A 22,548-nucleotide genomic window follows, 5' to 3' on the forward strand; every position below is an offset into this window, starting at 1 on the left:
CCACTCCAACTAGGAGAAAATTAAAAATATGTCTAATATTCAAAATATGTCCCTTGAGGACATTATGGGAGAGCGTTTTGGGCGCTATTCTAAGTATATCATTCAAGAACGGGCGTTGCCGGATATTCGTGATGGCTTAAAACCTGTTCAACGTCGAATCCTTTATTCAATGAATAAAGATGGTAATACTTTTGAAAAGGGATTTCGCAAATCTGCAAAATCAGTCGGTAATGTTATGGGGAATTTCCATCCTCATGGGGATTCCTCTATCTATGACGCGATGGTTCGTATGTCTCAAGATTGGAAAAATCGTGAGACATTGATTGAAATGCACGGAAATAATGGTTCTATGGATGGAGATCCTGCGGCGGCTATGCGTTATACGGAAGCCCGTCTATCAGAAATTGCTGGTTATCTTCTTCAAGATATTGATAAGAATACCGTACCCTTTGCCTGGAATTTCGATGATACAGAGAAAGAACCAACTGTTTTACCAGCTGCCTTTCCCAATCTTTTAGTCAACGGAGCAACAGGAATATCTGCAGGCTATGCAACAGATATTCCACCACATAATTTAGCAGAAGTCATTGATGCTGTCGTGTACATGATTGATCACCCTAAAGCTAAATTAGATAAATTAATGGAATTTCTACCTGGTCCAGATTTTCCAACTGGCGCTATCATTCAAGGAAAAGATGAAATTCGTAAGGCATATGAGACTGGTAAGGGGAGAGTAGCGGTTCGCTCGCGAACTGCTATTGAAACCTTAAAAGGTGGTAAGAAACAAATTATTGTTACTGAAATTCCTTATGAAGTTAATAAGTCAGTTTTAGTAAAACGAATCGATGATGTTCGTGTTAATAATAAAGTTCCAGGAATAGCAGAGGTGCGTGATGAGTCTGATAGAGATGGTCTTCGTATCGCTATTGAGCTCAAAAAAGAAGCCGATGAAACAATTGTCTTAAATTATCTTTTTAAATATACAGACCTACAAGTGAATTATAATTTCAATATGGTTGCTATTGATGACTACACCCCTAAGCAGGTGGGTCTATCAAGAATATTAACTAGCTATATCGCTCACCGAAGAGAAATTATTATTGCTCGTTCAAAATTTGATAAAGAAAAAGCCGAAAAACGTCTCCATATTGTTGAGGGACTGATTAGGGTTCTTTCTATTTTGGATGAAGTGATTGCATTAATTCGTGCTTCTGAGAATAAAGCTGATGCGAAAGAGAATTTGAAGGTCAGCTATGAGTTTTCAGAAGCCCAAGCAGAGGCTATCGTCACATTGCAATTATATCGTCTCACAAATACTGATATTGTGACGTTGAGAGAAGAAGAAGAAGAACTTCGTCAACAAATCACAATGCTTAAGGCAATTATTAGTGATGAACGTACGATGTATAACGTAATGAAACGTGAGTTACGTGAGGTCAAAAAGAAATTTGCCAATACTAGACGTTCTGAACTTCAAGAATTAGCTGAAACTATTGAAATCGATACTGCAAGTTTAATTATCGAAGAGGACACATACGTCAGTGTTACTAGAGGCGGATATGTAAAACGCACCAGTCCTCGCTCTTTCAATGCATCAACTGTTGATGAACTTGGTAAGCGAGAAGATGACGAATTGATATTTGTGAGCAATGCAAAGACTACCCAACATTTATTGATGTTTACTAACCTTGGTAATCTTGCTTATCGTCCAGTTCATGAATTAGCTGATATTCGATGGAAAGACGTTGGTGAACATTTATCACAAAATCTTGTTAACTTTGCTTCAAATGAAGAAATTATTTATGCTGAATTAGTAGATGATTTTACTAAAGAAACTTATTTTGCTGTCACTAGCTTAGGGCAAATAAAGCGTTTTGAACGTCAAGAAATCAGTCCATGGCGGACATATAAGTCAAAAACAGCTAAATATGCTAAGTTAAAAAATGTAGATGATTACGTTGTGACTGTTGCTCCTATCCAATTAGAGGATGTTATACTTGTCACTTATAATGGTTATGCGTTGAGATTTAGTATAAATGATGTACCAGTCGTTGGTAGTAAAGCCGCAGGTGTAAAAGCGATGAATTTAAAAGATAGTGATCACATCGTATCTGCATTTATAGCTAACACCACAAGTTTATATTTATTAACTCATAGAGGAAGTCTTAAACGAATGGCCATTGATGTTATCCCCACAACTAGTCGTGCTAATCGAGGACTTCAAGTTCTTCGTGAATTGAAATCCAAACCGCATCGCGTTTTTAAAGCAGGACCTGTATATTTAGAGGATTCATCTTTTGAATTTGATTTATTTAGTTCAGTATCGAATCATGAAGGAGATACTTTCGTACTTGAGATTATGTCTAAAACAGGAAAAGTTTACGATGTTGATTTAAGTCAATGGAGTTTTTCTGAACGTACAAGTAATGGCTCTTTTGTATCTGATAAGATTTCTGACGAAGGAGTATTCTCAGTTAAAATTAAGTAAAACACATTTGTGTTTTTACTAGTTTGGTAATTTTTCTGAATTTTACAAATAATATTGAAAAAATAATGATAATAGCGTACAATAGTTAGAAACCCAAAGAAAGAGGTACCTTATGACAGTAAATTTAGATTGGGATAATTTAGGTTTTGCTTACAGAAAATTACCATTCCGATACATTTCGCATTTTAAAGATGGGAAATGGGATGATGGCAAGTTGACAGATGATGCAACGCTACATATTTCAGAAAGTTCTCCTGCCCTCCACTATGGGCAACAAGCTTTTGAAGGATTGAAAGCTTATAGAACTAAAGATGGCTCTATTCAGTTATTTCGTCCAGATCAAAATGCAGAACGACTTCAAAGAACAGCAGATCGTCTTTTAATGCCACATGTTCCGACAGACAAATTTATTGCAGCGGTTAAATCTGTTGTACGCGCTAATGAGGAGTTTGTTCCACCGTATGGTACAGGGGCAACATTATACATTCGTCCCTTATTAATTGGTGTGGGAGATATTATTGGAGTTAAACCTGCTGAAGAATATATTTTTACGGTATTTGCAATGCCAGTAGGTAGTTATTTTAAAGGTGGTTTAACACCAACTAACTTTATTGTTTCCAAAGAATATGATAGAGCAGCACCGAATGGTACAGGAGCTGCAAAAGTTGGTGGTAACTATGCTGCTAGTCTTCTTCCTGGGAAATACGCTCATGAGAAACAATTTTCAGATGTTATCTATCTTGATCCAGCGACACATACTAAAATTGAAGAGGTTGGAGCAGCTAATTTCTTTGGAATTACTAAAGATAATCAGTTTATCACCCCTTTGAGTCCTTCAATTTTACCTTCAATTACTAAATATTCATTGCTTTACCTTGCTAAAGAAAGGTTTGGTATGGAAGCGATTGAAGGAGATGTCTTTGTCGACGAATTAGATAAATTCACAGAAGCTGGCGCATGTGGTACAGCCGCAGTTATTTCACCAATTGGAGGAATTCAAAACGGAGATGACTTCCATGTCTTCTACAGTGAGACAGAAGTTGGTCCAGCGACACGTAAACTATATGATGAGTTAGTAGGGATCCAGTTTGGTGATGTTGAAGCACCAGAAGGGTGGATTTATAAAGTAGATTAAGTCTATACTAAAAGCTTGCTCTTGCAAGCTTTTAGTATTTTGTGTACAATAAAAAACAATAAAAGAGATATTGGAGTTAATAGTGAGTAAAAAAGATAAGAAAATTGAAATTCAAATTTCAGACGCTCAAGTAACAGTTAATGGAACTAAGGTTGATGGATACCAACTCGTTATTGGAAAAAAAATTGTAGGTCAAATTGCAGAGCTAGATTCTAAATTTGCTGTGATTAAAGGTGAGCAAGTGAGTGGATTCTATAAAAATTTAGATCAAGCTATGGGAAATATTATTGAAGAATATAATCTTAATCGCTAATATTTATTTAAAAAGCTTGCGTGCTAACAACATCTGTGGTAGAATAGTCAGTGTTGTTACGGAAAGATAGCGAAGAGGCTAAACGCGGCGGACTGTAAATCCGCTCCTTCGGGTTCGGGGGTTCGAATCCCTCTCTTTCCATTATTTGGGGTATAGCCAAGCGGTAAGGCAAGGGACTTTGACTCCCTCATGCGTTGGTTCGAATCCAGCTACCCCAGTCAAAGGTATCAAACTTTTGTTTGACACCGTCAAAGAGATATTTGTTGTCCTTGCGGGTTACCTTGAGAAAATATATTGTTATCAAAAGCTAGCTCGGCTAGCTTTTGTTGGAGGATTTTTTAGAATGAATGAATTTGAAGATTTGCTAAACAGTGTTAGCGAAGTGAACCCTGGTGACGTTGTCACTGCGGAAGTTTTAACAGTTGATAACGGTCAAGCAAACGTTGTTATCGATGGTACTGGTGTTGAAGGTGTCTTGACACTTCGTGAATTGACTAACGATCGTGATGCTGATATCAATGATTTTGTTAAAGCTGGCGACACAGTTGAAGTACTTGTTCTTCGTCAAGTTGTAGGTAAAGATACTGATACAGTAACTTTCCTTGTATCTAAAAAACGCTTGGAAGCTCGTAAAGCATGGGACAAACTTGTTGGTCGTGAAGGTGAAGTTGTTACTGTTAAAGGTACACGTGCTGTTAAAGGCGGACTTTCAGTTGAATTTGAAGGACTTCGTGGTTTCATCCCAGCTTCAATGATTGATACTCGTTTTGTACGTAACACTGAAAAATTTGTTGGACAAGAATTTGATGCTAAAATCAAAGAAGTTGATGCAGCAGAAAATCGCTTCATCCTTTCACGGCGTGAAGTTGTTGAAGAATCTGCAGCTGCAGCACGTAAAGAAGTTTTCTCAAACATTGAAGTAGGTTCAGTTGTAACTGGTAAAGTTGCTCGTTTAACAAGCTTTGGTGCTTTCATTGACCTTGGTGGTGTTGATGGACTTGTACACGTAACTGAATTATCACATGAGCGCAATGTTTCACCTAAATCAGTTGTAACTGTTGGTGAAGAAGTTGAAGTTAAAGTACTTTCAATTGATGAAGAAGCTGGTCGTGTATCACTTTCACTTAAAGCAACTACACCTGGCCCATGGGATGGCGTTGAACAAAAACTTGCTGCTGGTGATGTTATTGAAGGTAAAGTAAAACGCTTGACTGACTTTGGTGCTTTTGTTGAAGTGTTACCTGGCATTGATGGACTCGTACACATTTCACAAATTTCACACAAACGTGTTGAAAATCCTAAAGACGTATTATCTGCAGGACAAGAAGTTACTGTTAAAGTTCTTGAAGTTAATTCAGATGCAGAACGTGTATCACTTTCAATGAAAGCTCTTGAAGAGCGTCCAGCGCAAGCAGAAGGTGAAAAAGAAGAAAAACGTCAATCACGTCCACGTCGTCCACGTCGTCAAGAAAAACGCGACTACGAGCTTCCAGAAACACAAACTGGATTCTCTATGGCTGACTTATTCGGTGATATTGAATTATAATAATTAAAAGACTTGCTTTAGCAAGTCTTTTTGTTTTTGTTGATAAAGTATGCTATAATGTAACATGTACTACCATCTTTAGTGTAATGGATATCACACAAGATTCCGGTTCTTGGGATAGGGGTTCGATTCCCTTAAGATGGATAATAGATGCTCCGTAAAGCTTTATGTTATAGGGTTTATATTAGTTTATGCCCCAAATAATTCCCTAATAATTTCATTGTTCTTGTTTTTTGTATCTTCCAGCAAATGAGCATACGTGCTTAGTGTGATATTTAAATCTTTGTGTCCAACTATCTTGGAAATAGCAAACAAGTCGATTCCTTCTGATATTAAATGAGACACATAAGTATGTCTTAGGGAATGAATGTGTATATTTCTGCCAACTAATTTTTTTAGTGTCTTGTTGACAGCTGTATTTGATATTCCTTCAAATATCCTTGTTTCTGTTTTGAATAACAACCTATATTGATCTAGCAATTTGATAGTTGTGTTATTTATTGGTACATATCTAATTGAGTGTTTATTTTTAGTTGGTTGAAATCCTTTATCACTTCCAAACACTTTGTAAGTCTTGTTGACATGTAGTAGCAACTCATCTCTATCTATATCGCTCCAAGTCAATCCCATAGCCTCTGAAAATCTTAATCCAGTTGTTGCTATTAAATAAATACAAAAATGTGACTTATATTTCACTTCTTTACTAGTCTCTGAAATTAATTTTTGATATTCTGATAGCTCTAAAAGTTTACTATCTACATTACTATCATCTGGTTTCGGAAGGATGACGAAAGCAGTGAAATCTTTAGTAATATAACCTTCATGGATAGCTATTTTTATTGATTGTCTGATGTGAGTATTTATCATTTTAATAGTTTGCCAGTTATACTGGTTTAAATAATCACTAATAAATTTTTGGTAATGACTTGGTTTAATTGATGATAATTTGGCTTTATCGAAATACCCTTTTATCTTAGACAAAGTATAGTTGTACTTATCCCAAGTAGTAGCAGTTACATTTGGCTTTTTATAAAGTTCAGACCAATTTTTAAAGTAAGTACAAAATTCTATATTATTATTTATTTGAAATCTTTTAGATAATTCTATCTCTATCTTATTTGCTTCAAGTTCAGCTTGTTTTTTTTGTTTTAAAACCGCTCTTTGATTTTTGTCGGTACTTACCAGTTACATCTTTATACGATATCCGATACTCCCACCTGTTGTCGCGTTTACGGAAATACGCCATTGCTAAACCTTTCTAAATTTGCTAAAATAGGTACAAGAAAACAAGCCATTTAATGCTTATTTCTTATATTATCTTGCCTCACGCTTTCCTTGACCAAAATTTGAGCGTGGGGCTTTTTGTTTATCATTTATTTTAATCCGTTGCTTGATTTAGAATCAATAACTAGTACGCCATTTTTTTGAATAAAATGAATAGATACGTTTGCATAGTACGAACCATCATTCAAGTCCCAACCACAATCTTTTGAAGGTACCTCAGCATCTGTTTCGATATCGTAGTCCGTGCTGTCAGATACGCTATTAGGTTTCCCAACTTTTGCAACAACTTCGTCGTAAGTTGTCTGACCTTTGACTAACGAATTAAAATAAGATTCTGACCATTTGAATTTAGTGTCCGCATTTTTAACTTTTGCTCTAGAAGAAGAAGCTTCGATAGAAGAAGACTTGCTATAAGAGGTTTCGTATGATTTAGATGTTTTATCGAATGATTTGCTTGCGGTATCAATCACTTTACCATACATTGATTGTGTAACTAGAACAATTATCATTGCTAAAATTGAAATAATGATACTAACATAAGTTAGTGTTTTTTTGCGTTTTCTATTAAAAAATAACGCAAAAACTCCAATGATTAACGCAATTATAGCGATAACAAACGAGCCGTTATTAATGAATGGCATCCATGAGCTAATTAACGCAATTGCGCCAATTACAATTGCAATAATAGCCAAAACTTTCTTTTCAGATTGTTCCATAAAAATCTCCCTACCAGCTTTTTACGTGGATCAGGCATTGCACATTATTTAATACTAATATTCTTCTGGTGTAAAGTGTCCAACAATCTTTCCAATAATTCTTGGATTTTCACTCCAACTAGCAAATTTATCTTTGTACTTCTTATTTATAGATACCAATCTTAAACCGTCTTCTTCTTTATATACTTTTTGATCTAAGTTTGTCCATTCCACTCGATAGCGTATATAGCTCCATCGTAATCAAAACCTGTTTGCTTTATTAGTGCAACTTCGCCATTAAGATAAGCCGGTTCCATTGAATCACCGAAGAACCAAGAAGCAAAATCATAGTCTAATTGCTCATCATACAGAGAGTTTTTCATATACCTTATATTCGTACAACTTTTCTTCTATGGAGGTTATTTTATTTTTTGCTCTTTTAGTTGCTCTGTAGCATAATCTAGTACTTGTTGTTTGCGTGAACATTTAATTCTACAACCGCCTTAGTAATTTTGTTAACGAGCGGAGAAGTAGGAATTTTGAGTTCATGATTTTTCTTACGAGGAGCAAATCTTGGGTCTATATCAGACTTCATTAATTCAAAATAATCTGCTATTTTTTGTACGTTACCTGGAATAGGTAAAGGTGTTCCTTTAACATAACCTGTAAGAGTGCTTGGTGGTATTCCTGTAGCCTTTGAGAGTTCGACTTGCTTTGTACTTGTTTCATTGAGCAAATCATTTAGGTTGCTCGAAAAGAACCTTAATGTCTCTATTTCTTGAGGATCTTCCTCCTGTCATAATTTTTTCCTTTCGAATTTTTATACTTATATAATACCGTTTTAAATCGTATTTGCAAATAATATTTTTGAGAAATACGATTTTTATCGAAAATTATTTATAAATACGATTTAAGTCATAGTATAATATAATCAAGTTTAAGGAATTAAGCAAAACAAAAACTCCCGAGTGGGAGTAGGGAAGAAAGATATGGAGTTTATTTATTCACTAATTATACCATCAATAGTTTCATTTGTTGTATCTATCTTTTGCTCAAAACTAGTCTTCAAAAAAGTAGTAGAAATTATGACAAAAATCGATATTGATTAACAAGAACTGAATGAAACAATGAGAGCTCAAATTTTAGAAGAAATCAAAATATTACGAAACGTCAGGTAAACAAGTTTTTGAAAATCTAACACCAAATAAAGTAAGAGTTATCATTCCTAGATTTGTTAATACTCTTTTGTTTTGTTCTTTTAATTCATTGTTCTTTTTAATGATAAAACTGTTATTAAGAATGTTGTAATATTCTTTCTTATTTACATGTGCTTTGTAATTAATTTGAATTAGTCCTAGTCTTTCTAAGTTAGTTAATGATGAACTTTGAATTGTTATATCATTTTTTTCTAAATTATCTACAAATACATGACTAGCAATATGCTCTTAATATGTATAATAGATGCTCCATAAAGCTTTATGTTATAGGCTTTATATTAGTTTATCTCCAATCTTGCCTCACAAACTGATTCTCCTCATTTCTGATAAGTAAAACCAGGGTTGACAAATAAGGAAGAATTAGTTTGAAATCTGTGTAAGTTAGTATCATAATTAGTTAGTATGACCATTAAGGGGCTAAGTTAAGGTACTAAGATTAAACCATTGTGTAATAAAATATTTCTAATAAGTAATTAAGGTATTAATAAAAAGGCGTTAATGCCTTTTTATTTTAAACCATGCTGTTGTTTGTTAGTGAGTTTATCATTTTCAAATGTAAGGTTAATTCCCGGATCACTGTCTGACGACTGGATGCCACTAATCCATGCAGCCTGTAGTTCCTCTTTATCTGAAGAAACTGCTTGAGAAATATCATCAGGTTCTCCTAGAAGTTCTTTTACTTTATTGTATGACATGCCATTTTTTAAACTATTATAATCTTTTGTTGTGATGTTGGCATCACGAATAAACTTAAAATTACTAATTGAACGAACAATGCTACTATCGTTTAATAATTGTATAGTGATGGAGATATCATCGACATTCCAACGATAGCCTTTAAGAGTGACATTTCCCGCTGGTGTATCAAATTTTTCATTTGGTTCGCCACCAAATAATTGTTTTAATTCAGCGAGACTAGTGCCTCCTTTAAAGTTATTTGCTTTAACCCCTAACTTTACTTTATTAAATTTCAAACGTAATTCTTCGTGGTCAGCTTTGATATTTTTATGTTGTGATACATTTGATTTTGAAGTAGAGGTTTGCTGAGTATTTGAAGAAGAGCATGCTGTTAAACCCAAAAATGAGAGACAGACAATCGTTCCAACAGTTATTTTTTTTAACGGTATCATAATTATTTATCCTAAATTCTATTTTTAAATATTATAACATAATTATTTTGGGTTTACTTTCCTTATCCTCATTTCAATATTAAGCCTGCAACTAAAGGACTGACAATAACATAGCAAATCCCTGTGATACCAATTGCTAGTCCAGCCATGGCGCCTTGAACTTGGCCATATTTTAAGGCTTGTCCAGTTCCTATAGCATGCCCAGTTCCTCCTAGCGCGAGCCCTATAGCAACAGGATCTTCTATCCTTAATAATTTTAGAAAAATAGGACCCAAAACGCTTGTTAAGATGCCTGTAATAACAACTACGACCAGAGTGATAGTAGCTAATCCACCTGCTTTACTTGTAATTCCAACGGCCATAGCTGTAGTTACGGACTTTGGGAAAAGTGAGATTGCTAAGAAATATTTCATACCAAAAAACTTAGCAACTATTGCGGTAAAAACTGTGTTGATAACAGAAGCTAAGATGATGCTAATGCTAATACTTTTAATGTGATGCTTCATTAAATGAAAGGTTCTATAGAGAGGAATAGCCAATACAACCGTTGAAGGCGTAATTAACATCGTTAGAAATGAACCGCCATTGTAGTAATCTTTATAGGAGATATGTGTTAATTTTAAAAAAGCAATTAATAAAATAGTCGCCAAAAGAAGTGGAGTTGTTGCAGGGGAAGGATATTTTCTAAAAATCCTTATGCCAATGTAATACGCCCATACGGTTAACATAATACCAAAGATAGGGTTATTCGTTAAAGTTGCCATTTTTACCTCCAATTTCTGGATAATCTCCTTCATATCTCTTTTTGATCCATTGGGATACCAGTCCAATAGTTAGAATATTGAGAAATAGCGCTCCTAAGATAATGATAGCTATTCCAAAAAGATAGGGCTTTATGTCTTGAAAGTGCTCCATCAGTCCAACTGCTGGTGGTAAAAATAAAATGGTCATATTTGCTAATAGAAAATTCCCCACGGCATCAATATGCCTGAGCCTGATGATTTTGTATTTTAACGCTAGGAATAGTAATATTAATCCAATAATACTACCTGGTACAGGTAAGTTGAATATAGTAGATAGAACCTCACCAGCGAATGAAAAGGTTAAAATAACCATTAATTGAACGTATAATTTCATGAAAAACTCCTTCCATTATAGTCTACTACTCTGAAAGTAATTTTCAAGGCTATGAAACGTTTACATAAAAACAAATTAAAAAGACCGAGATCCTTCTCAATCTTTTTAATTTATTTTTGTAAGCTATTTTTATCAAGAGTAACTGATTAAATAGTATATTAATCAAGGGAAGTGATTTGATATCGTCTCGTTTTATACGGACTTGACTTGGCAGTTATTTGATGGTAGATTAAGAACCATTTTTCATTACGGCGCCAAATACTAGTATGTCGTTTACCTTCCAATTCATAAGACACAAGTTTTGGTTTTTGACTAATTGATTTTACATTGAAATATTTAAAGTTGCTTGCCAATGAATGATTTGTAGCATTAGTAAGCATGTCAGAAGTGATAATATTTCCCTTTTCATTAATCATATAAAAGTCAGGGCTAATAAAGGTCTCATAACCGGGAATTTTTGCTAGGATGATTTTTTCATTTTTGTATAATTTTTGGTAAACATTATCGAAAATTTCGTCTTCTGGAATAGAAGCGGGTTCTACATGAATATCTATGTCATATACAGAAAATTTATCACTGAGTAGTTTTTCCACTCTTTCGGTAATGGCATGACTTTCAAAGACTGAGAGATCAGGGTTCATTTCGAGAACAATATCAAGGTAAATATTACTACCGTAAGTACGTCCACGTTGAGATTTTACAGCGGATATTTTAGGAATTGTTAATATAGCTTTTTCGTATTGTTTTAATTGATAATCATCGAAACCATCCGATAAGCTGAAAGCAGATTCTATAAAAATATCATAAGCTGTTTTAAGAATAAAATAAGTAATAATGATAGCAGCTAAACGATCAATAATAGGAAAATTTAGAGAAGCTGCAATGATAGCAATAGATGTGCCGATAGATGTCACAGCATCAGAAAGGTTATCTTTAGAAGCTGCAACCAGAGCGCTAGACTTTACTCTTTGAGATAATTGTTTATTATAGAGATAAACGCCAAGCATAACAAGAGCAGATATAGCACCTACTATAGCACCTAGAGGATCAATGTTAGTATCAGTATTATTAATAATCTTAGTGACAGTTTGAATAAAAACTTGAATACCTACAACAAACATGATAAAAGAGGTGATCAGGCTTGCTAAATCTTCAATTTTCCAGTGACCAAAACGATGGTTTGAGTCGGCTGGTTGACTAGCCAAGTGTAAACCAATTAAGAGTGCTACATTTCCTAAGATATCAGATAAGTTATTAAATCCATCTGCTACAAGTGAAGTAGCATCAAACCAATAACCTGCAGCTAATTTAGCGACTGCCAGTGTTATATAGGCAATGATACTAATAATAGGCCCTCTTTTTGCAAGTTGTAAGTTTTCAGTAGAAGTTGCCATTTTCCTAATTTCCTTTCATCTACACATTATATCACTTAGGAGCAGACTATAAAACTAGTAAGTTCAAGGCTTAGTGATATTTTTAGTCTCTGAAAAATATTTCTGTGTTTCTTTAACAATAATTGGTGACAAAACTAGGAGAGCTATTAGATTTGGTAAAGCCATTAAACCATTAACGATATCAGCGATAACCCAAATAAGATCGAGCTGTAAGAAACCACCTAAGCCAACCATAATGACAAAAATAATACGATAAGCGTTAATAAATTTAGTCCCAAATAGATATTCAAAGCAACGCTCTCCGTAGTAGCTCCATCCTAAAATAGTAGTAAAAGCAAATAAGACAAGGCAGAAGGTTAGAGCAAAACTACCTAGTGAGCCAAATACGGTATTAAAAGATGCTTGTGTTAATGGAGCACCCTGTAAATCAAATTCTAGCCATTTTCCTGTAACTAAAATTGCAATCCCTGTCAAAGTACAAATAACAATAGTGTCAATGAAGGTTCCTGTCATTGAAATAAGCCCTTGTTCAACAGGTTCTTTTGTTTTAGCTGCTGCTGCAGCTATTGGAGCAGAACCCAATCCAGATTCATTTGAGAAAACTCCTCTAGCAATTCCCTTTTGAATTGCTTCTTTAACGATAGCTCCAGAAAAACCACCAATGGCTGCTGTCCCAGAAAAAGCACCGCTAAAGATGAGTTGGAAAGTATGTGGAATCTTATTGTAATTAACTGCAATAATAATCAGAGTTGCTAAAATATAGCTTATAGCCATAAAAGGCACTATTTTTTCTGAAACTTTTGAAATAGATTTTATACCTCCAAATATAATAAATAATACTATAACAGCAAGAATGAGGCTGGTAAATCTAGTTGATATTTTGAAAGTATGCTCAAGAGAAGAGGTAATTGCATTGACTTGAGTGAATGTCCCTATTCCTAAAAGAGCTACTAAGATACCTGCTGCAGAAAAAAAGACTGCTAATGGTTTCCATTTTTGTCCCATTCCATTGACAATGTAGTACATTGGTCCCCCAGAAATTTCTCCATTAGTATCTTTTGTGCGATATTTGATAGCTAATAATCCTTCTGCGTATTTTGTTGCCATTCCAAAAAAGGCGGCTACCCACATCCAAAACAAAGCTCCTGGTCCTCCAGATTTAATAGCCGTAGCCACACCAACGATATTACCTGTCCCTACCGTTGCAGCAAGAGCAGTTGCAAGGGCAGCATAACTTGAAATATCTCCTTGCCCGTTATCCTCTCGGAAAATCAATTTGAAAGCTCTAGAAAGTTGTCTCAATTGAATAAAACCTAAGCGAAATGATAGGTAAATACCTGTTCCGACTAATAAAGCAAGTAAAGGTGGACCCCAAACGAAGCTATTGATATGAGTAAAAAGTGTTAGCATATGTTCTCCTTTGATACATGACATACCTATGGATTCTGTAATGAAACGAAAAAAGTTATCTCTAAAAGAGATAACTTCTGAAAGATGCTAGCTAAAAAGCGCACAAATAAAGGTAGTAGTAAACTTAATAAGCTTACTACTCATTATTAATATTGGCTTTTAGCTTCTGTCCTTTTGCCTGAGAGATTGGAGGAGTTGTTTTACTCTTCTTGCCCCTTCGGCGCCTAGAGCACATCTTGATGTCAATATAAAGATGTTGCTACTTATAGGTCTCTCCAGAAGTCCGTCTGTCAATCAGTCCTGTCTTAAGACACCTGAGAGTGTAATTCCTTCGGCGAAAGTCTAACTTTCTTCTCCTGAATGACGTCATTCGGTATATTTTATTATGTTAACTATCATAATGAAAAAGCATAGTTTTGTCAATATAGTTTCAAAAAAGTCTTGTTTTCTAAAATGTCTTATGCTATAATTCTTTCAGCGTAGGTTTTTAAACTCATCCCGTGAGGTGAGAAAAACATCAGGAAAAAAATAAAGCCTATGACTATATTGCTATAGAAAGTGGGCTTTTTTGTATGCCCAAGAGGACTAGTTTAGATATGACTTTAAATGCTAAAGGTGAAAGTAATCAAATTCTAGTAGATAAGGAAGTACATTCTACTAACTTATTACTAGATATCGATGAAAAACCAGAATTATTTCAAGGTTTGTTGTTAAGTTTTCAACATGTTTTTGCCATGTTTGGAGCTACGATATTAGTTCCGCTTATTTTAGGGATGCCTGTATCAGTGGCTTTATTTGCTTCTGGTTGCGGAACGCTCATTTATCAAGTTGCGACAAAATTTAAAGTCCCTGTTTACCTAGGCTCATCATTTGCTTATATTACAGCTATGGCATTAGCCATGAAACAAATGCATGGCGATATTTCGGCTGCTCAAACAGGTATTCTTTTTGTAGGTCTAATCTATGTCGTTGTGGCGACGGTTATTAAGTTCGTAGGAAATTCATGGGTTGATAAGATTTTGCCACCAATAATCATTGGACCTATGATTATTGTTATTGGTTTAGGTTTGGCAAACTCTGCTGTAACTAATGCAGGTTTTGTCGCTAAAGGTGATTGGCGTAAAATGCTAGTTGCTGTTGTTACATTCTTGATTGCAGCTTTTATCAATACTAAAGGGAAAGGTTTTATCAAGATTATTCCATTTTTATTTGCAATTATTGGAGGTTATATTTTATCAATCATTCTTGGCTTGGTAGATTTATCTCCAGTTGAAAAAGCTGCCTGGTTTGAATTACCAAAATTCTATTTACCGTTTAAGACAGGTTTATTTCACAGTTATAAACTTTACTTTGGACCAGAAATGCTTGCAATCCTTCCAATCTCAATTGTAACGATTGCTGAAAATATCGGTGATCATACAGTTTTAGGTCAGATTTGTGGGCGTAACTTTCTAAAAAAACCAGGTTTAAATCGTCTTTTAATTGGAGATGGTTTAGCAACCGCATTTTCTGCTCTTATAGGAGGACCAGCTGAAACTACTTATGGTGAAAATACAGGTGTTATTGGTATGACGCGTATAGCTTCTGTAACGGTTATTCGTAATGCAGCTTTTATTGCAATCGCTTTTTCATTCTTTGGTAAATTTACAGCTTTGATCTCTACAATTCCTAGTGCAGTACTTGGTGGAATGGCTATATTACTTTATGGTGTTATTGCAAGTAATGGATTAAAAGTGTTGATTGAAAATCGTGTCAATTTTGCTGAGGTTCGTAATCTAATTATTGCCAGTTCCATGTTAGTTTTAGGCCTCGGTGGAGCAGTCCTTGATCTAGGTGCTCTAACTTTATCAGGAACAGCATTAAGTGCTATAGTGGGTATTATATTAAATTTAATATTGCCAAAAGAAAGCATGAAATCATAACAAAAGAGCTCAGAGTATCTGAGCTCTTTTGTTATGATAGGTCAGTTAAAAAGTTTAAAATAAAAACGTTTACAGTTATGGTTTCCTTATTTTCTGCTATAATGGTCATAGAAAAAGTGAGGTTATAGTAGAATGAAATTCAATTTAGAACAAGTAAAAGTATTTGAGAATTACGAAATTGAGAACTGGGAAGAAGGTCAAGTTACCTTAACAACGAAGGTCGTTGACTCTTCGCTCAACTATTATGGTAATGCTCATGGTGGTTATTTGTTTACACTGTGTGATCAAGTCAGTGGTTTAGTTGCTATTTCAACAGGATATGAAGCGGTAACTCTACAATCAAATATCAACTATTTGAGGGCAGGCCGATTAGATGATCTGCTTACTGTCATCGGTACTTGTGTTCATAATGGTCGTACTACAAAAGTCGTTGATGTTCACATTAAAAATCAGAAAGGCGAAATGGTTACAACTGCTATTTTTACAATGTTTGTAACTGGAGAAAGAAAAGAGAAGTAAAAAAGGTAGGAGTTAGACAGCGTCTGTTTAACTCCTTTTTCTATTGGGAAAAAGATGAAAAAATGATATACTAGAGAAGCAATTTTGACAAAATTAGGAGTAGAAATGAATCCTTTAATAATTGGAATGAATGATAAACAAGCAAAAGCGGTACAAACGACAGACGGACCGCTTTTGATTATGGCAGGAGCTGGCTCTGGAAAAACACGTGTCCTGACTCATCGTATTGCTTATTTAATAGATGAAAAATATGTTAATCCTTGGAATATTTTAGCGATTACTTTTACTAATAAAGCAGCGCGTGAAATGCGTGAACGTGCTATCGCCTTGAATCCAGCTACCCAAGATACTTTGATTGCAACTTTTCATAGTATGTGTGTTCGTATTTTACGTCGTGAAGCTGATTATATTGGATATAATCGTAACTTTACAATCGTTGATCCAGGTGAGCAGCGTACTTTAATGAAGCGAATCATTAAGCAATTAAATTTGGACACAAAAAAGTGGAATGAACGTTCAATTTTAGGTACAATCTCTAATGCTAAAAATGACCTTCTTAATGAAATTGCATATGAGAAGCAAGCCGGAGATATGTATACACAGGTAATTGCTAAATGCTATAAAGCTTATCAAGAGGAATTACGTAGAAGTGAGGCCATGGATTTCGATGACTTGATTATGATGACACTTCGACTATTTGATCAGAATAAAGATGTTTTGGCCTATTACCAACAGAGGTATCAATATATCCATGTAGACGAGTATCAAGATACTAACCACGCTCAATACCAATTAGTTAAGTTATTAGCTTCGCGTTTCAAAAATATTTGTGTTGTTGGTGATGCCGATCAATCTATTTATGGATGGCGTGGAGCTGATATGCAAAATATTCTTGATTTTGAAAAGGACTATCCGCAAGCAAAAGTTGTATTATTAGAAGAAAATTATCGCTCAACTAAGAAAATACTTCAAGCTGCTAATAATGTGATCAATCATAATAAAAATCGCCGTCCTAAAAAATTATGGACTCAAAATGATGAAGGTGAGCAAATTGTATATCATAGAGCTAACAATGAGCAAGAAGAAGCCGTTTTTGTAGCATCAACTATTGATAACATCGTTCGAGAACAAGGAAAAAATTTCAAAGATTTTGCCGTTCTTTATCGTACGAATGCGCAATCTCGTACTATTGAGGAAGCACTTTTAAAATCAAATATTCCATATACAATGGTTGGTGGAACGAAATTCTATAGTCGCAAAGAAATTCGAGATGTTATTGCTTATCTCAATATCCTTGCAAATACTTCTGATAATATTTCTTTTGAGCGGATTGTAAATGAACCTAAAAGAGGGGTGGGGCCAGGAACTTTAGAAAAAATACGGTCATTTGCCTATGAACAGAGCATGTCTCTTCTTGATGCCTCTTCAAATGTCATGATGTCGCCCTTAAAAGGGAAGGCTGCTCAAGCTGTTTGGGATTTAGCTAATCTGATTTTGACTCTACGTAGTAAGCTAGATAGTTTAACTGTGACGGAGATTACAGAAAACCTACTGGATAAGACAGGATATCTAGAAGCACTTCAAGTTCAAAATACATTAGAAAGTCAAGCGCGTATTGAAAATATTGAAGAATTCTTGTCAGTGACTAAAAATTTTGACGATAACCCTGAGATTACAGTAGAGGGTGAAACTGGTTTAGATCGTCTATCGCGTTTTTTAAATGATTTAGCTTTAATAGCAGATACTGATGATAGCGCCACTGAAACGGCTGAGGTCACTTTAATGACATTACATGCTGCCAAGGGTCTAGAATTTCCAGTTGTTTTCTTAATCGGTATGGAAGAAGGAGTATTTCCTTTATCGCGTGCAATAGAGGATGCTGATGAATTAGAAGAAGAGCGTCGTTTAGCTTATGTCGGGATTACGAGAGCAGAACAAATACTTTTCCTTACCAATGCTAATACCCGTACTTTATTTGGTAAAACTAGTTATAATAGACCAACCCGTTTTATACGTGAGATTGATGATGAGCTGATACAATATCAAGGGTTAGCTCGACCAGTTAATTCTTCATTTGGTGTGAAATATTCAAAAGAACAGCCTACACAATTTGGTCAAGGAATGAGTCTTCAACAAGCGCTTCAAGCACGTAAAAGTAATTCACAACCTCAAGTAACTGCCCAACTCCAGGCTCTTAACACGAACAATAGCCATGAGACATCATGGGAGATTGGTGATGTTGCAACTCATAAAAAATTGGGGGACGGTACGGTGCTTGAAGTTTCAGGTAGCGGAAAGACTCAAGAGTTAAAAATAAATTTTCCAGGTATTGGGTTAAAGAAATTATTAGCGAGTGTCGCTCCTATTAGCAAAAAGAAAAACTAACTTTCTTCTATTATATGCTTAAATAATCAGAGACTAAGAATTGTATTCTTAGTCTTTTTGCATCATTTGAATAGAAAAAATAAGTTATCATTTGGTTTTTACTTACTAAAAAGGTTGATATTAAAGCGTTTTCTAAAAGTGACCATACTATTTTAAAAAAAGAAGCGTTTCTCTTGCATTATTCTCTAAAAAGAGTATAATAACAATATCGATTAAATATCAAGTGGTCACTTAAAAAAAAGCATTTACCAAGCTTTTTACTTGGCAGTCACTTTATAAAGTTGTATAATATTAGTATAGTTAACAACTTAATTAATTGCCGAGTGGTCACTTAAGAAACTCTTGTTATTTAGTTAAGAACAAAATAAGTTTGTACACTGAGATGTACTTAGGAAGAAAGGTATTTATCATGGGTTTAATTTGGTCATTAATCGTTGGTGCTATTATTGGTGCTATTGCAGGGGCTGTTACTAACAAAGGTGGATCAATGGGTTGGATAGCTAACATCTTAGCTGGTTTAGTTGGTTCATTTGTTGGTCAAAGTTTACTAGGAACATGGGGGCCTAAGTTAGCAGATATGGCTTTGATTCCTTCAATCGTAGGTGCGATTATCGTTATCATTGTTACTTCATTTGTATTAGGCAAAAAATCATAACTACATAACTAGTGGAATGATTAGTCAAGAAAGAGAAGGTATTTATCATGAGTTTAATTTGGTCATTAATCGTAGGTGCTATTATCGGTGCTATTGCAGGGGCTGTTACTAACAAAGGTGGATCAATGGGTTGGATAGCTAACATCTTAGCTGGTTTAGTTGGTTCATTTGTTGGTCAAAGTTTACTAGGAACATGGGGGCCTAAATTAGCAGGTATGGCTTTGATTCCTTCAATCGTAGGTGCGATTATTGTTGTCATTGTTACTTCATTTGTACTAGGTAAAATGAATAACTAGAAAAGGAGTTACCTATGTCAAAAGGACTAAAAAGTTTATATACTTTACTAGGTCTAATCTCCCTTACCCTACTAGGATTTGTAGCTGTTATCAGTAAACAACACATTTATCTACCATCTTTTAATTGGTTAGATTGGGATTTTAATTTGCCATCACCGATTGACGTTGGTATGTATCATTATTTCTTTTGGGGAGCATTAGTGCTGTTTGTAATCGTTTTACTGGCTATATTGGTAGTTCTGTTTTATCCAAGACGATACACAGAGTATAAACTAGCTGATAAAACTGGTAAATTGATGTTAAAAAAATCTGCAATAGAGGGATTTGTTAAAACAGAAGTATTAAAAACTGGTTTGATGAAATCTCCTAGTGTGACAGCTCATTTATATAAGAAAAAAGTGAAAGTTGATGTTAAAGGTCTTTTAACTTCTCGTACAAATGTACCGGAACAACTTGAACATATTCAAAGTGATGTTGAACTTGGCTTAAAAGAATTCTTTGGGTTGGAAAAGAAAATGAACACTAGAGTATTTGTTAAGCAAGTTGAAGAAGAAAATGTTGGAAATGCTAAGACGAATAAAAGTCGTGTAGAATAGGAGTCTAATATGTCAGAATTCGTGAGGAAATACAGATATCCACTAGGAGGTGCAGTTATTGGGCTCGTTTTAGCTGCTATGATTGTAACCATTGGATTCTTTAAAACAATTCTTGCTCTTGTTATCATTGTGCTAGGTGCTTATGCTGGACTTTATGTGCAAAGAACAGGTATGCTTGACCAATTCTTTAATAAGAGAAAATAAAATTTTTCGTTTATATTTATTCTACATTATTTAAATAAAAGAAAGAGGAACTATTATGACTGAAACTTACATCAAAAACACAACTAACAATTCTGGCACGACAGCTGTTCGTGGAGAATTAACTTTTGAAGATAAAGTGATTGAAAAAATTGTTGGAATTGCGATTGAGCATGTAGATGGTCTTTTGGCTGTAAATGGTGGTTTTTTCTCAAATTTAAAAAATAGCGTTGTAAATTCTGATTCAGTTACAGATGGCGTAAATGTTGAAGTGGGTAAAAAGCAAGTTGCAGTTGATTTGGATATTGTTGCTGAATACCAAAAACATGTTCCAACTATCTTTGCCGATATCAAAAAAGTTGTTGAAGCTGAAGTGAAACGTATGACAGACCTTGAAGTGGTTGAAGTTAATGTTAATGTTGTTGATATTAAAACTCGTGCTCAACATGAAGAAGATTCAGTAACTCTTCAAGATCGTGTAACAAATGCAGCACAAGCAACAGGTGAATTTGCTTCGAATCAAGTTTCAAACGTTAAAAGTGCCGTAGGTAGCGGTGTTGATAAAGTGGAAGACATGAAGTCTGAACCACGTGTACAATAATTGATTTAAGTGTAGTTTAAAGTATTGTTATTAGTAGGAGGCTATTATGTCTGAAGAAAAATTTGATGCAAAAGTTGATAAGGTTTCTGGTTCAGTAAAAGAATCTGTTGGGAAACTTACTGGCGATAAAGAAGTTGAATCTGAAGGTAAAGTTGATAAATTGAAAGGTCATGCAAAAGAAAAACTTGCTGACATTAAAGATACCATTAAGGGTGCTTCAGAGAGCTTTAAGAAAAAGGACTAGAAGGTTTGAGGTCATTTATTTATGGAAAATCAAAAACAAGATATTAAAACTTCAGTAACTTATGAAGAAAAGGTAATTGCTAAAATTGTTGGACATGCTTTAGAATCAGTAGACGGACTCTTAGCTGTGAGTGGAGGTTTCTTCTCTAATCTAAAAAATAGCGTTGTAAATTCTGACTCAGTAACTGATGGTGTAAATGTTGAAGTTGGTACTAAAGAAGTTGCAGTTGATTTAGACATCGTTGTTGAATACGGCAAGGACATCCCAGCTATCGTTGAAAGCATTAAAGCGATTGTCAGTCAAAACGTTGAAGTGATGACCCACCTTAAAGTTGTTGAATTGAACGCAAATGTCGTAGATATTAAGACTAAAGCTGAACATGAAGCTGACTCAGTGACAGTACAAGATCGTGTATCTGATGCAGCACAAGCAACAGGAAACTTTGCTTCTGAACAGGCTGGCAAAGCTAAAGCAGCAATTTCCTCTGGAGCAGAGAAAACAAAAGAAGCAGTATCAAATGGTACTGAGGCTGCAAAAGAAAAAATCTCAGAAGCTCGTACTAGTGAATCTTAATTCAGTAAACTACTTTTTATGATAAGACACTAGGAGCTGGGAGACCAGCTCCTTTTATATGATATTTACTAAAGACATTAGATATTAACAAAAAAGATATATTTGCAATATTTTGCTAATTGTGGTTTAATATGTATGTTTTTATTAGGATAAGGAGGGTTGGATGGTTTCTGAACAATCTGAAATTGTAACATCTAAATATCAAAAAATAGCAGTAGCGGTTGCACAAAGAATCGCAAATGGAGATTATGAAGTTGGAGAGAAGTTGAAATCTAGAACAACTATTGCTTCAACATTCAACGTATCACCAGAAACAGCACGTAAGGGTCTTAATATTTTAGCAGATTTACAGATTTTAACTTTAAAGCATGGCAGTGGAGCCATTATTCTCTCTAAAGAAAAAGCAATTGAATTCTTAAACCAATATGAAACCTCTCATTCAGTTGCTATTTTGAAAGGTAAAATCCGTGATAATATCAAGGCTCAGCAACAAGAAATGGAAGAGTTAGCTACTTTAGTTGATGATTTTTTGCTCCAAACACGTGCGGTTAGTAAACAATACCCACTAGCACCATATGAAATTATTGTCAGTGAAGATTCTGAACACCTTGGTAAGTCAATAGGAGAATTAAATGTATGGCATCAAACTGGTGCGACTATTGTGGCTATTGAACACGAAGGGAAATTTATTGTTTCTCCGGGGCCTTTCTCAGTTATAGAGCAAGGAGATCATATTTTTTTTGTTGGTGATGAAGATGTTTATGCACGTATGAAAACCTATTTTAACTTAAGGATGGGACTTTGAGA

Annotated in this window: 22 protein-coding genes, 3 tRNA genes, 2 pseudogenes and 1 riboswitch; of the genes and pseudogenes, 18 read left to right on the forward strand and 9 right to left on the reverse strand. The window is 34.7% G+C overall.

Translation table 11 applies throughout. From position 1 onward, the window contains the following. The first annotated feature begins 28 nt into the window (after nucleotides 1-28). The 7 genes from parC (at nucleotide 29) to EGX70_RS01755 (ending at nucleotide 5,626) form a co-directional block, all read left to right on the forward strand. The gene (gene parC, locus EGX70_RS01725) at nucleotides 29-2,488 is read left to right on the forward strand and encodes a DNA topoisomerase IV subunit A (RefSeq protein ID WP_000065535.1); all 2,460 of its coding nucleotides are present in this window, start codon (nucleotides 29-31) and stop codon (nucleotides 2,486-2,488) included. A gap of 112 nt (nucleotides 2,489-2,600) precedes the next feature. Next, on the forward strand, nucleotides 2,601-3,623 hold the full coding sequence (locus EGX70_RS01730; protein WP_000217780.1) for a branched-chain amino acid aminotransferase: 1,023 nt from the start codon (nucleotides 2,601-2,603) through the stop codon (nucleotides 3,621-3,623). An 82-nt stretch (nucleotides 3,624-3,705) separates the two neighbouring features. After that, nucleotides 3,706-3,936, forward strand: a complete 231-nt coding sequence (locus EGX70_RS01735; RefSeq protein WP_000037098.1) for a DUF2969 domain-containing protein — start codon at nucleotides 3,706-3,708, stop codon at nucleotides 3,934-3,936. A 60-nt stretch (nucleotides 3,937-3,996) separates the two neighbouring features. Next, nucleotides 3,997-4,077: transfer RNA gene (locus EGX70_RS01740), tRNA-Tyr, on the forward strand. Nucleotides 4,078-4,082: 5 nt separating this feature from the next. Then, nucleotides 4,083-4,154, forward strand: a tRNA-Gln gene (locus EGX70_RS01745). 125 nt (nucleotides 4,155-4,279) lie between these two features. Beyond that, complete coding sequence (rpsA, locus tag EGX70_RS01750; protein WP_001001614.1) at nucleotides 4,280-5,482, forward strand: 30S ribosomal protein S1; 1,203 nt, start codon at nucleotides 4,280-4,282, stop codon at nucleotides 5,480-5,482. 72 nt (nucleotides 5,483-5,554) lie between these two features. Further along, nucleotides 5,555-5,626, forward strand: a tRNA-Arg gene (locus EGX70_RS01755). A 45-nt stretch (nucleotides 5,627-5,671) separates the two neighbouring features. Here EGX70_RS01755 and EGX70_RS01760 read toward each other — a convergent pair. The 9 genes and pseudogenes from EGX70_RS01760 to EGX70_RS01810 form a co-directional block, all read right to left on the reverse strand. Next, a pseudogene (locus EGX70_RS01760) lies at nucleotides 5,672-6,728 on the reverse strand (site-specific integrase). A gap of 127 nt (nucleotides 6,729-6,855) precedes the next feature. Then, nucleotides 6,856-7,482 (reverse strand): hypothetical protein, encoded by a 627-nt coding sequence (locus EGX70_RS01770; protein WP_000438039.1) that lies wholly within the window; start codon nucleotides 7,480-7,482, stop codon nucleotides 6,856-6,858. Between the two features lie 54 nt (nucleotides 7,483-7,536). Next, nucleotides 7,537-8,236: pseudogene (locus EGX70_RS01775) on the reverse strand (S24 family peptidase). Between the two features lie 385 nt (nucleotides 8,237-8,621). Further along, a complete protein-coding gene (locus tag EGX70_RS01785) occupies nucleotides 8,622-8,900 on the reverse strand; it encodes an Abi-alpha family protein (RefSeq protein ID WP_223297780.1) in 279 nt (92 codons plus the stop codon). Nucleotides 8,901-9,184: 284 nt separating this feature from the next. After that, nucleotides 9,185-9,808, reverse strand: a complete 624-nt coding sequence (locus tag EGX70_RS01790; protein WP_000612517.1) for a DUF3862 domain-containing protein — start codon at nucleotides 9,806-9,808, stop codon at nucleotides 9,185-9,187. 68 nt (nucleotides 9,809-9,876) lie between these two features. Continuing rightward, complete coding sequence (locus EGX70_RS01795; RefSeq protein ID WP_000224248.1) at nucleotides 9,877-10,572, reverse strand: LrgB family protein; 696 nt, start codon at nucleotides 10,570-10,572, stop codon at nucleotides 9,877-9,879. Next, nucleotides 10,553-10,945: a CidA/LrgA family protein gene (locus EGX70_RS01800; RefSeq protein WP_000781331.1), complete on the reverse strand. Its 393-nt coding sequence runs from the start codon at nucleotides 10,943-10,945 to the stop codon at nucleotides 10,553-10,555. The genes EGX70_RS01795 and EGX70_RS01800 overlap by 20 nt, the downstream gene beginning before the upstream one ends. A 158-nt stretch (nucleotides 10,946-11,103) precedes the next feature. Next, nucleotides 11,104-12,339: a cation diffusion facilitator family transporter gene (locus EGX70_RS01805; RefSeq protein ID WP_123947860.1), complete on the reverse strand. Its 1,236-nt coding sequence runs from the start codon at nucleotides 12,337-12,339 to the stop codon at nucleotides 11,104-11,106. A gap of 63 nt (nucleotides 12,340-12,402) precedes the next feature. Then, complete coding sequence (locus EGX70_RS01810; RefSeq protein ID WP_000956716.1) at nucleotides 12,403-13,749, reverse strand: sodium:alanine symporter family protein; 1,347 nt, start codon at nucleotides 13,747-13,749, stop codon at nucleotides 12,403-12,405. A gap of 156 nt (nucleotides 13,750-13,905) precedes the next feature. Further along, a riboswitch (glycine riboswitch) is annotated at nucleotides 13,906-14,038 on the reverse strand. A gap of 307 nt (nucleotides 14,039-14,345) precedes the next feature. Here EGX70_RS01810 and EGX70_RS01815 point away from each other — a divergent pair. From EGX70_RS01815 to EGX70_RS01865, 11 genes are all read left to right on the forward strand, one after another. Then, nucleotides 14,346-15,671 (forward strand): uracil-xanthine permease family protein, encoded by a 1,326-nt coding sequence (locus EGX70_RS01815; RefSeq protein ID WP_000174081.1) that lies wholly within the window; start codon nucleotides 14,346-14,348, stop codon nucleotides 15,669-15,671. A gap of 132 nt (nucleotides 15,672-15,803) precedes the next feature. Beyond that, nucleotides 15,804-16,190, forward strand: a complete 387-nt coding sequence (locus EGX70_RS01820; RefSeq protein ID WP_000671267.1) for a PaaI family thioesterase — start codon at nucleotides 15,804-15,806, stop codon at nucleotides 16,188-16,190. Between the two features lie 105 nt (nucleotides 16,191-16,295). Further along, nucleotides 16,296-18,575: a DNA helicase PcrA gene (gene pcrA, locus EGX70_RS01825; protein ID WP_123947862.1), complete on the forward strand. Its 2,280-nt coding sequence runs from the start codon at nucleotides 16,296-16,298 to the stop codon at nucleotides 18,573-18,575. A 409-nt stretch (nucleotides 18,576-18,984) separates the two neighbouring features. Beyond that, nucleotides 18,985-19,230, forward strand: coding sequence for a GlsB/YeaQ/YmgE family stress response membrane protein (locus EGX70_RS01830; RefSeq protein ID WP_000523015.1), 246 nt, complete (start codon nucleotides 18,985-18,987; stop codon nucleotides 19,228-19,230). 47 nt (nucleotides 19,231-19,277) lie between these two features. Next, the gene (locus EGX70_RS01835; protein WP_000053321.1) at nucleotides 19,278-19,526 is read left to right on the forward strand and encodes a GlsB/YeaQ/YmgE family stress response membrane protein; all 249 of its coding nucleotides are present in this window, start codon (nucleotides 19,278-19,280) and stop codon (nucleotides 19,524-19,526) included. Between the two features lie 14 nt (nucleotides 19,527-19,540). After that, nucleotides 19,541-20,122: an alkaline shock response membrane anchor protein AmaP gene (gene amaP / locus EGX70_RS01840; protein ID WP_000033484.1), complete on the forward strand. Its 582-nt coding sequence runs from the start codon at nucleotides 19,541-19,543 to the stop codon at nucleotides 20,120-20,122. A gap of 9 nt (nucleotides 20,123-20,131) precedes the next feature. Continuing rightward, the gene (locus EGX70_RS01845; protein WP_001288927.1) at nucleotides 20,132-20,326 is read left to right on the forward strand and encodes a DUF2273 domain-containing protein; all 195 of its coding nucleotides are present in this window, start codon (nucleotides 20,132-20,134) and stop codon (nucleotides 20,324-20,326) included. Between the two features lie 55 nt (nucleotides 20,327-20,381). Then, nucleotides 20,382-20,924 carry an Asp23/Gls24 family envelope stress response protein gene (locus EGX70_RS01850; RefSeq protein WP_000141117.1) on the forward strand — a complete coding sequence of 181 codons (543 nt, stop codon included), beginning with the start codon at nucleotides 20,382-20,384 and terminating at the stop codon, nucleotides 20,922-20,924. A gap of 46 nt (nucleotides 20,925-20,970) precedes the next feature. Further along, nucleotides 20,971-21,168 (forward strand): CsbD family protein, encoded by a 198-nt coding sequence (locus EGX70_RS01855; protein WP_001288036.1) that lies wholly within the window; start codon nucleotides 20,971-20,973, stop codon nucleotides 21,166-21,168. 21 nt (nucleotides 21,169-21,189) lie between these two features. After that, a complete protein-coding gene (locus tag EGX70_RS01860) occupies nucleotides 21,190-21,741 on the forward strand; it encodes an Asp23/Gls24 family envelope stress response protein (RefSeq protein WP_000431295.1) in 552 nt (183 codons plus the stop codon). A gap of 163 nt (nucleotides 21,742-21,904) precedes the next feature. Further along, nucleotides 21,905-22,546: a TrkA C-terminal domain-containing protein gene (locus EGX70_RS01865; RefSeq protein ID WP_000253260.1), complete on the forward strand. Its 642-nt coding sequence runs from the start codon at nucleotides 21,905-21,907 to the stop codon at nucleotides 22,544-22,546. Nucleotides 22,547-22,548: the final 2 nt, after the last annotated feature.

This window comes from Streptococcus sp. FDAARGOS_522, from assembly GCF_003812445.1.
Classification (GTDB): Bacteria; Bacillota; Bacilli; order Lactobacillales; family Streptococcaceae; genus Streptococcus; species Streptococcus agalactiae.

What these genes read in the sequence shown, in the direction of transcription:
- parC (WP_000065535.1), top strand. Translation starts at nt 29, where the DNA reads ATGTCTAATATTCAAAATATGTCCCTTGAGGACATTATGGGAGAGCGT.
- EGX70_RS01730 (WP_000217780.1), top strand. Translation starts at nt 2,601, where the DNA reads ATGACAGTAAATTTAGATTGGGATAATTTAGGTTTTGCTTACAGAAAA.
- rpsA (WP_001001614.1), top strand. Translation starts at nt 4,280, where the DNA reads ATGAATGAATTTGAAGATTTGCTAAACAGTGTTAGCGAAGTGAACCCT.
- EGX70_RS01770 (WP_000438039.1), bottom strand. Translation starts at nt 7,482, where the DNA reads ATGGAACAATCTGAAAAGAAAGTTTTGGCTATTATTGCAATTGTAATT.
- EGX70_RS01790 (WP_000612517.1), bottom strand. Translation starts at nt 9,808, where the DNA reads ATGATACCGTTAAAAAAAATAACTGTTGGAACGATTGTCTGTCTCTCA.
- EGX70_RS01795 (WP_000224248.1), bottom strand. Translation starts at nt 10,572, where the DNA reads ATGGCAACTTTAACGAATAACCCTATCTTTGGTATTATGTTAACCGTA.
- EGX70_RS01800 (WP_000781331.1), bottom strand. Translation starts at nt 10,945, where the DNA reads ATGAAATTATACGTTCAATTAATGGTTATTTTAACCTTTTCATTCGCT.
- EGX70_RS01805 (WP_123947860.1), bottom strand. Translation starts at nt 12,339, where the DNA reads ATGGCAACTTCTACTGAAAACTTACAACTTGCAAAAAGAGGGCCTATT.
- EGX70_RS01810 (WP_000956716.1), bottom strand. Translation starts at nt 13,749, where the DNA reads ATGCTAACACTTTTTACTCATATCAATAGCTTCGTTTGGGGTCCACCT.
- EGX70_RS01815 (WP_000174081.1), top strand. Translation starts at nt 14,346, where the DNA reads ATGACTTTAAATGCTAAAGGTGAAAGTAATCAAATTCTAGTAGATAAG.
- EGX70_RS01820 (WP_000671267.1), top strand. Translation starts at nt 15,804, where the DNA reads ATGAAATTCAATTTAGAACAAGTAAAAGTATTTGAGAATTACGAAATT.
- pcrA (WP_123947862.1), top strand. Translation starts at nt 16,296, where the DNA reads ATGAATCCTTTAATAATTGGAATGAATGATAAACAAGCAAAAGCGGTA.
- EGX70_RS01830 (WP_000523015.1), top strand. Translation starts at nt 18,985, where the DNA reads ATGGGTTTAATTTGGTCATTAATCGTTGGTGCTATTATTGGTGCTATT.
- EGX70_RS01835 (WP_000053321.1), top strand. Translation starts at nt 19,278, where the DNA reads ATGAGTTTAATTTGGTCATTAATCGTAGGTGCTATTATCGGTGCTATT.
- amaP (WP_000033484.1), top strand. Translation starts at nt 19,541, where the DNA reads ATGTCAAAAGGACTAAAAAGTTTATATACTTTACTAGGTCTAATCTCC.
- EGX70_RS01845 (WP_001288927.1), top strand. Translation starts at nt 20,132, where the DNA reads ATGTCAGAATTCGTGAGGAAATACAGATATCCACTAGGAGGTGCAGTT.
- EGX70_RS01850 (WP_000141117.1), top strand. Translation starts at nt 20,382, where the DNA reads ATGACTGAAACTTACATCAAAAACACAACTAACAATTCTGGCACGACA.
- EGX70_RS01855 (WP_001288036.1), top strand. Translation starts at nt 20,971, where the DNA reads ATGTCTGAAGAAAAATTTGATGCAAAAGTTGATAAGGTTTCTGGTTCA.
- EGX70_RS01860 (WP_000431295.1), top strand. Translation starts at nt 21,190, where the DNA reads ATGGAAAATCAAAAACAAGATATTAAAACTTCAGTAACTTATGAAGAA.
- EGX70_RS01865 (WP_000253260.1), top strand. Translation starts at nt 21,905, where the DNA reads ATGGTTTCTGAACAATCTGAAATTGTAACATCTAAATATCAAAAAATA.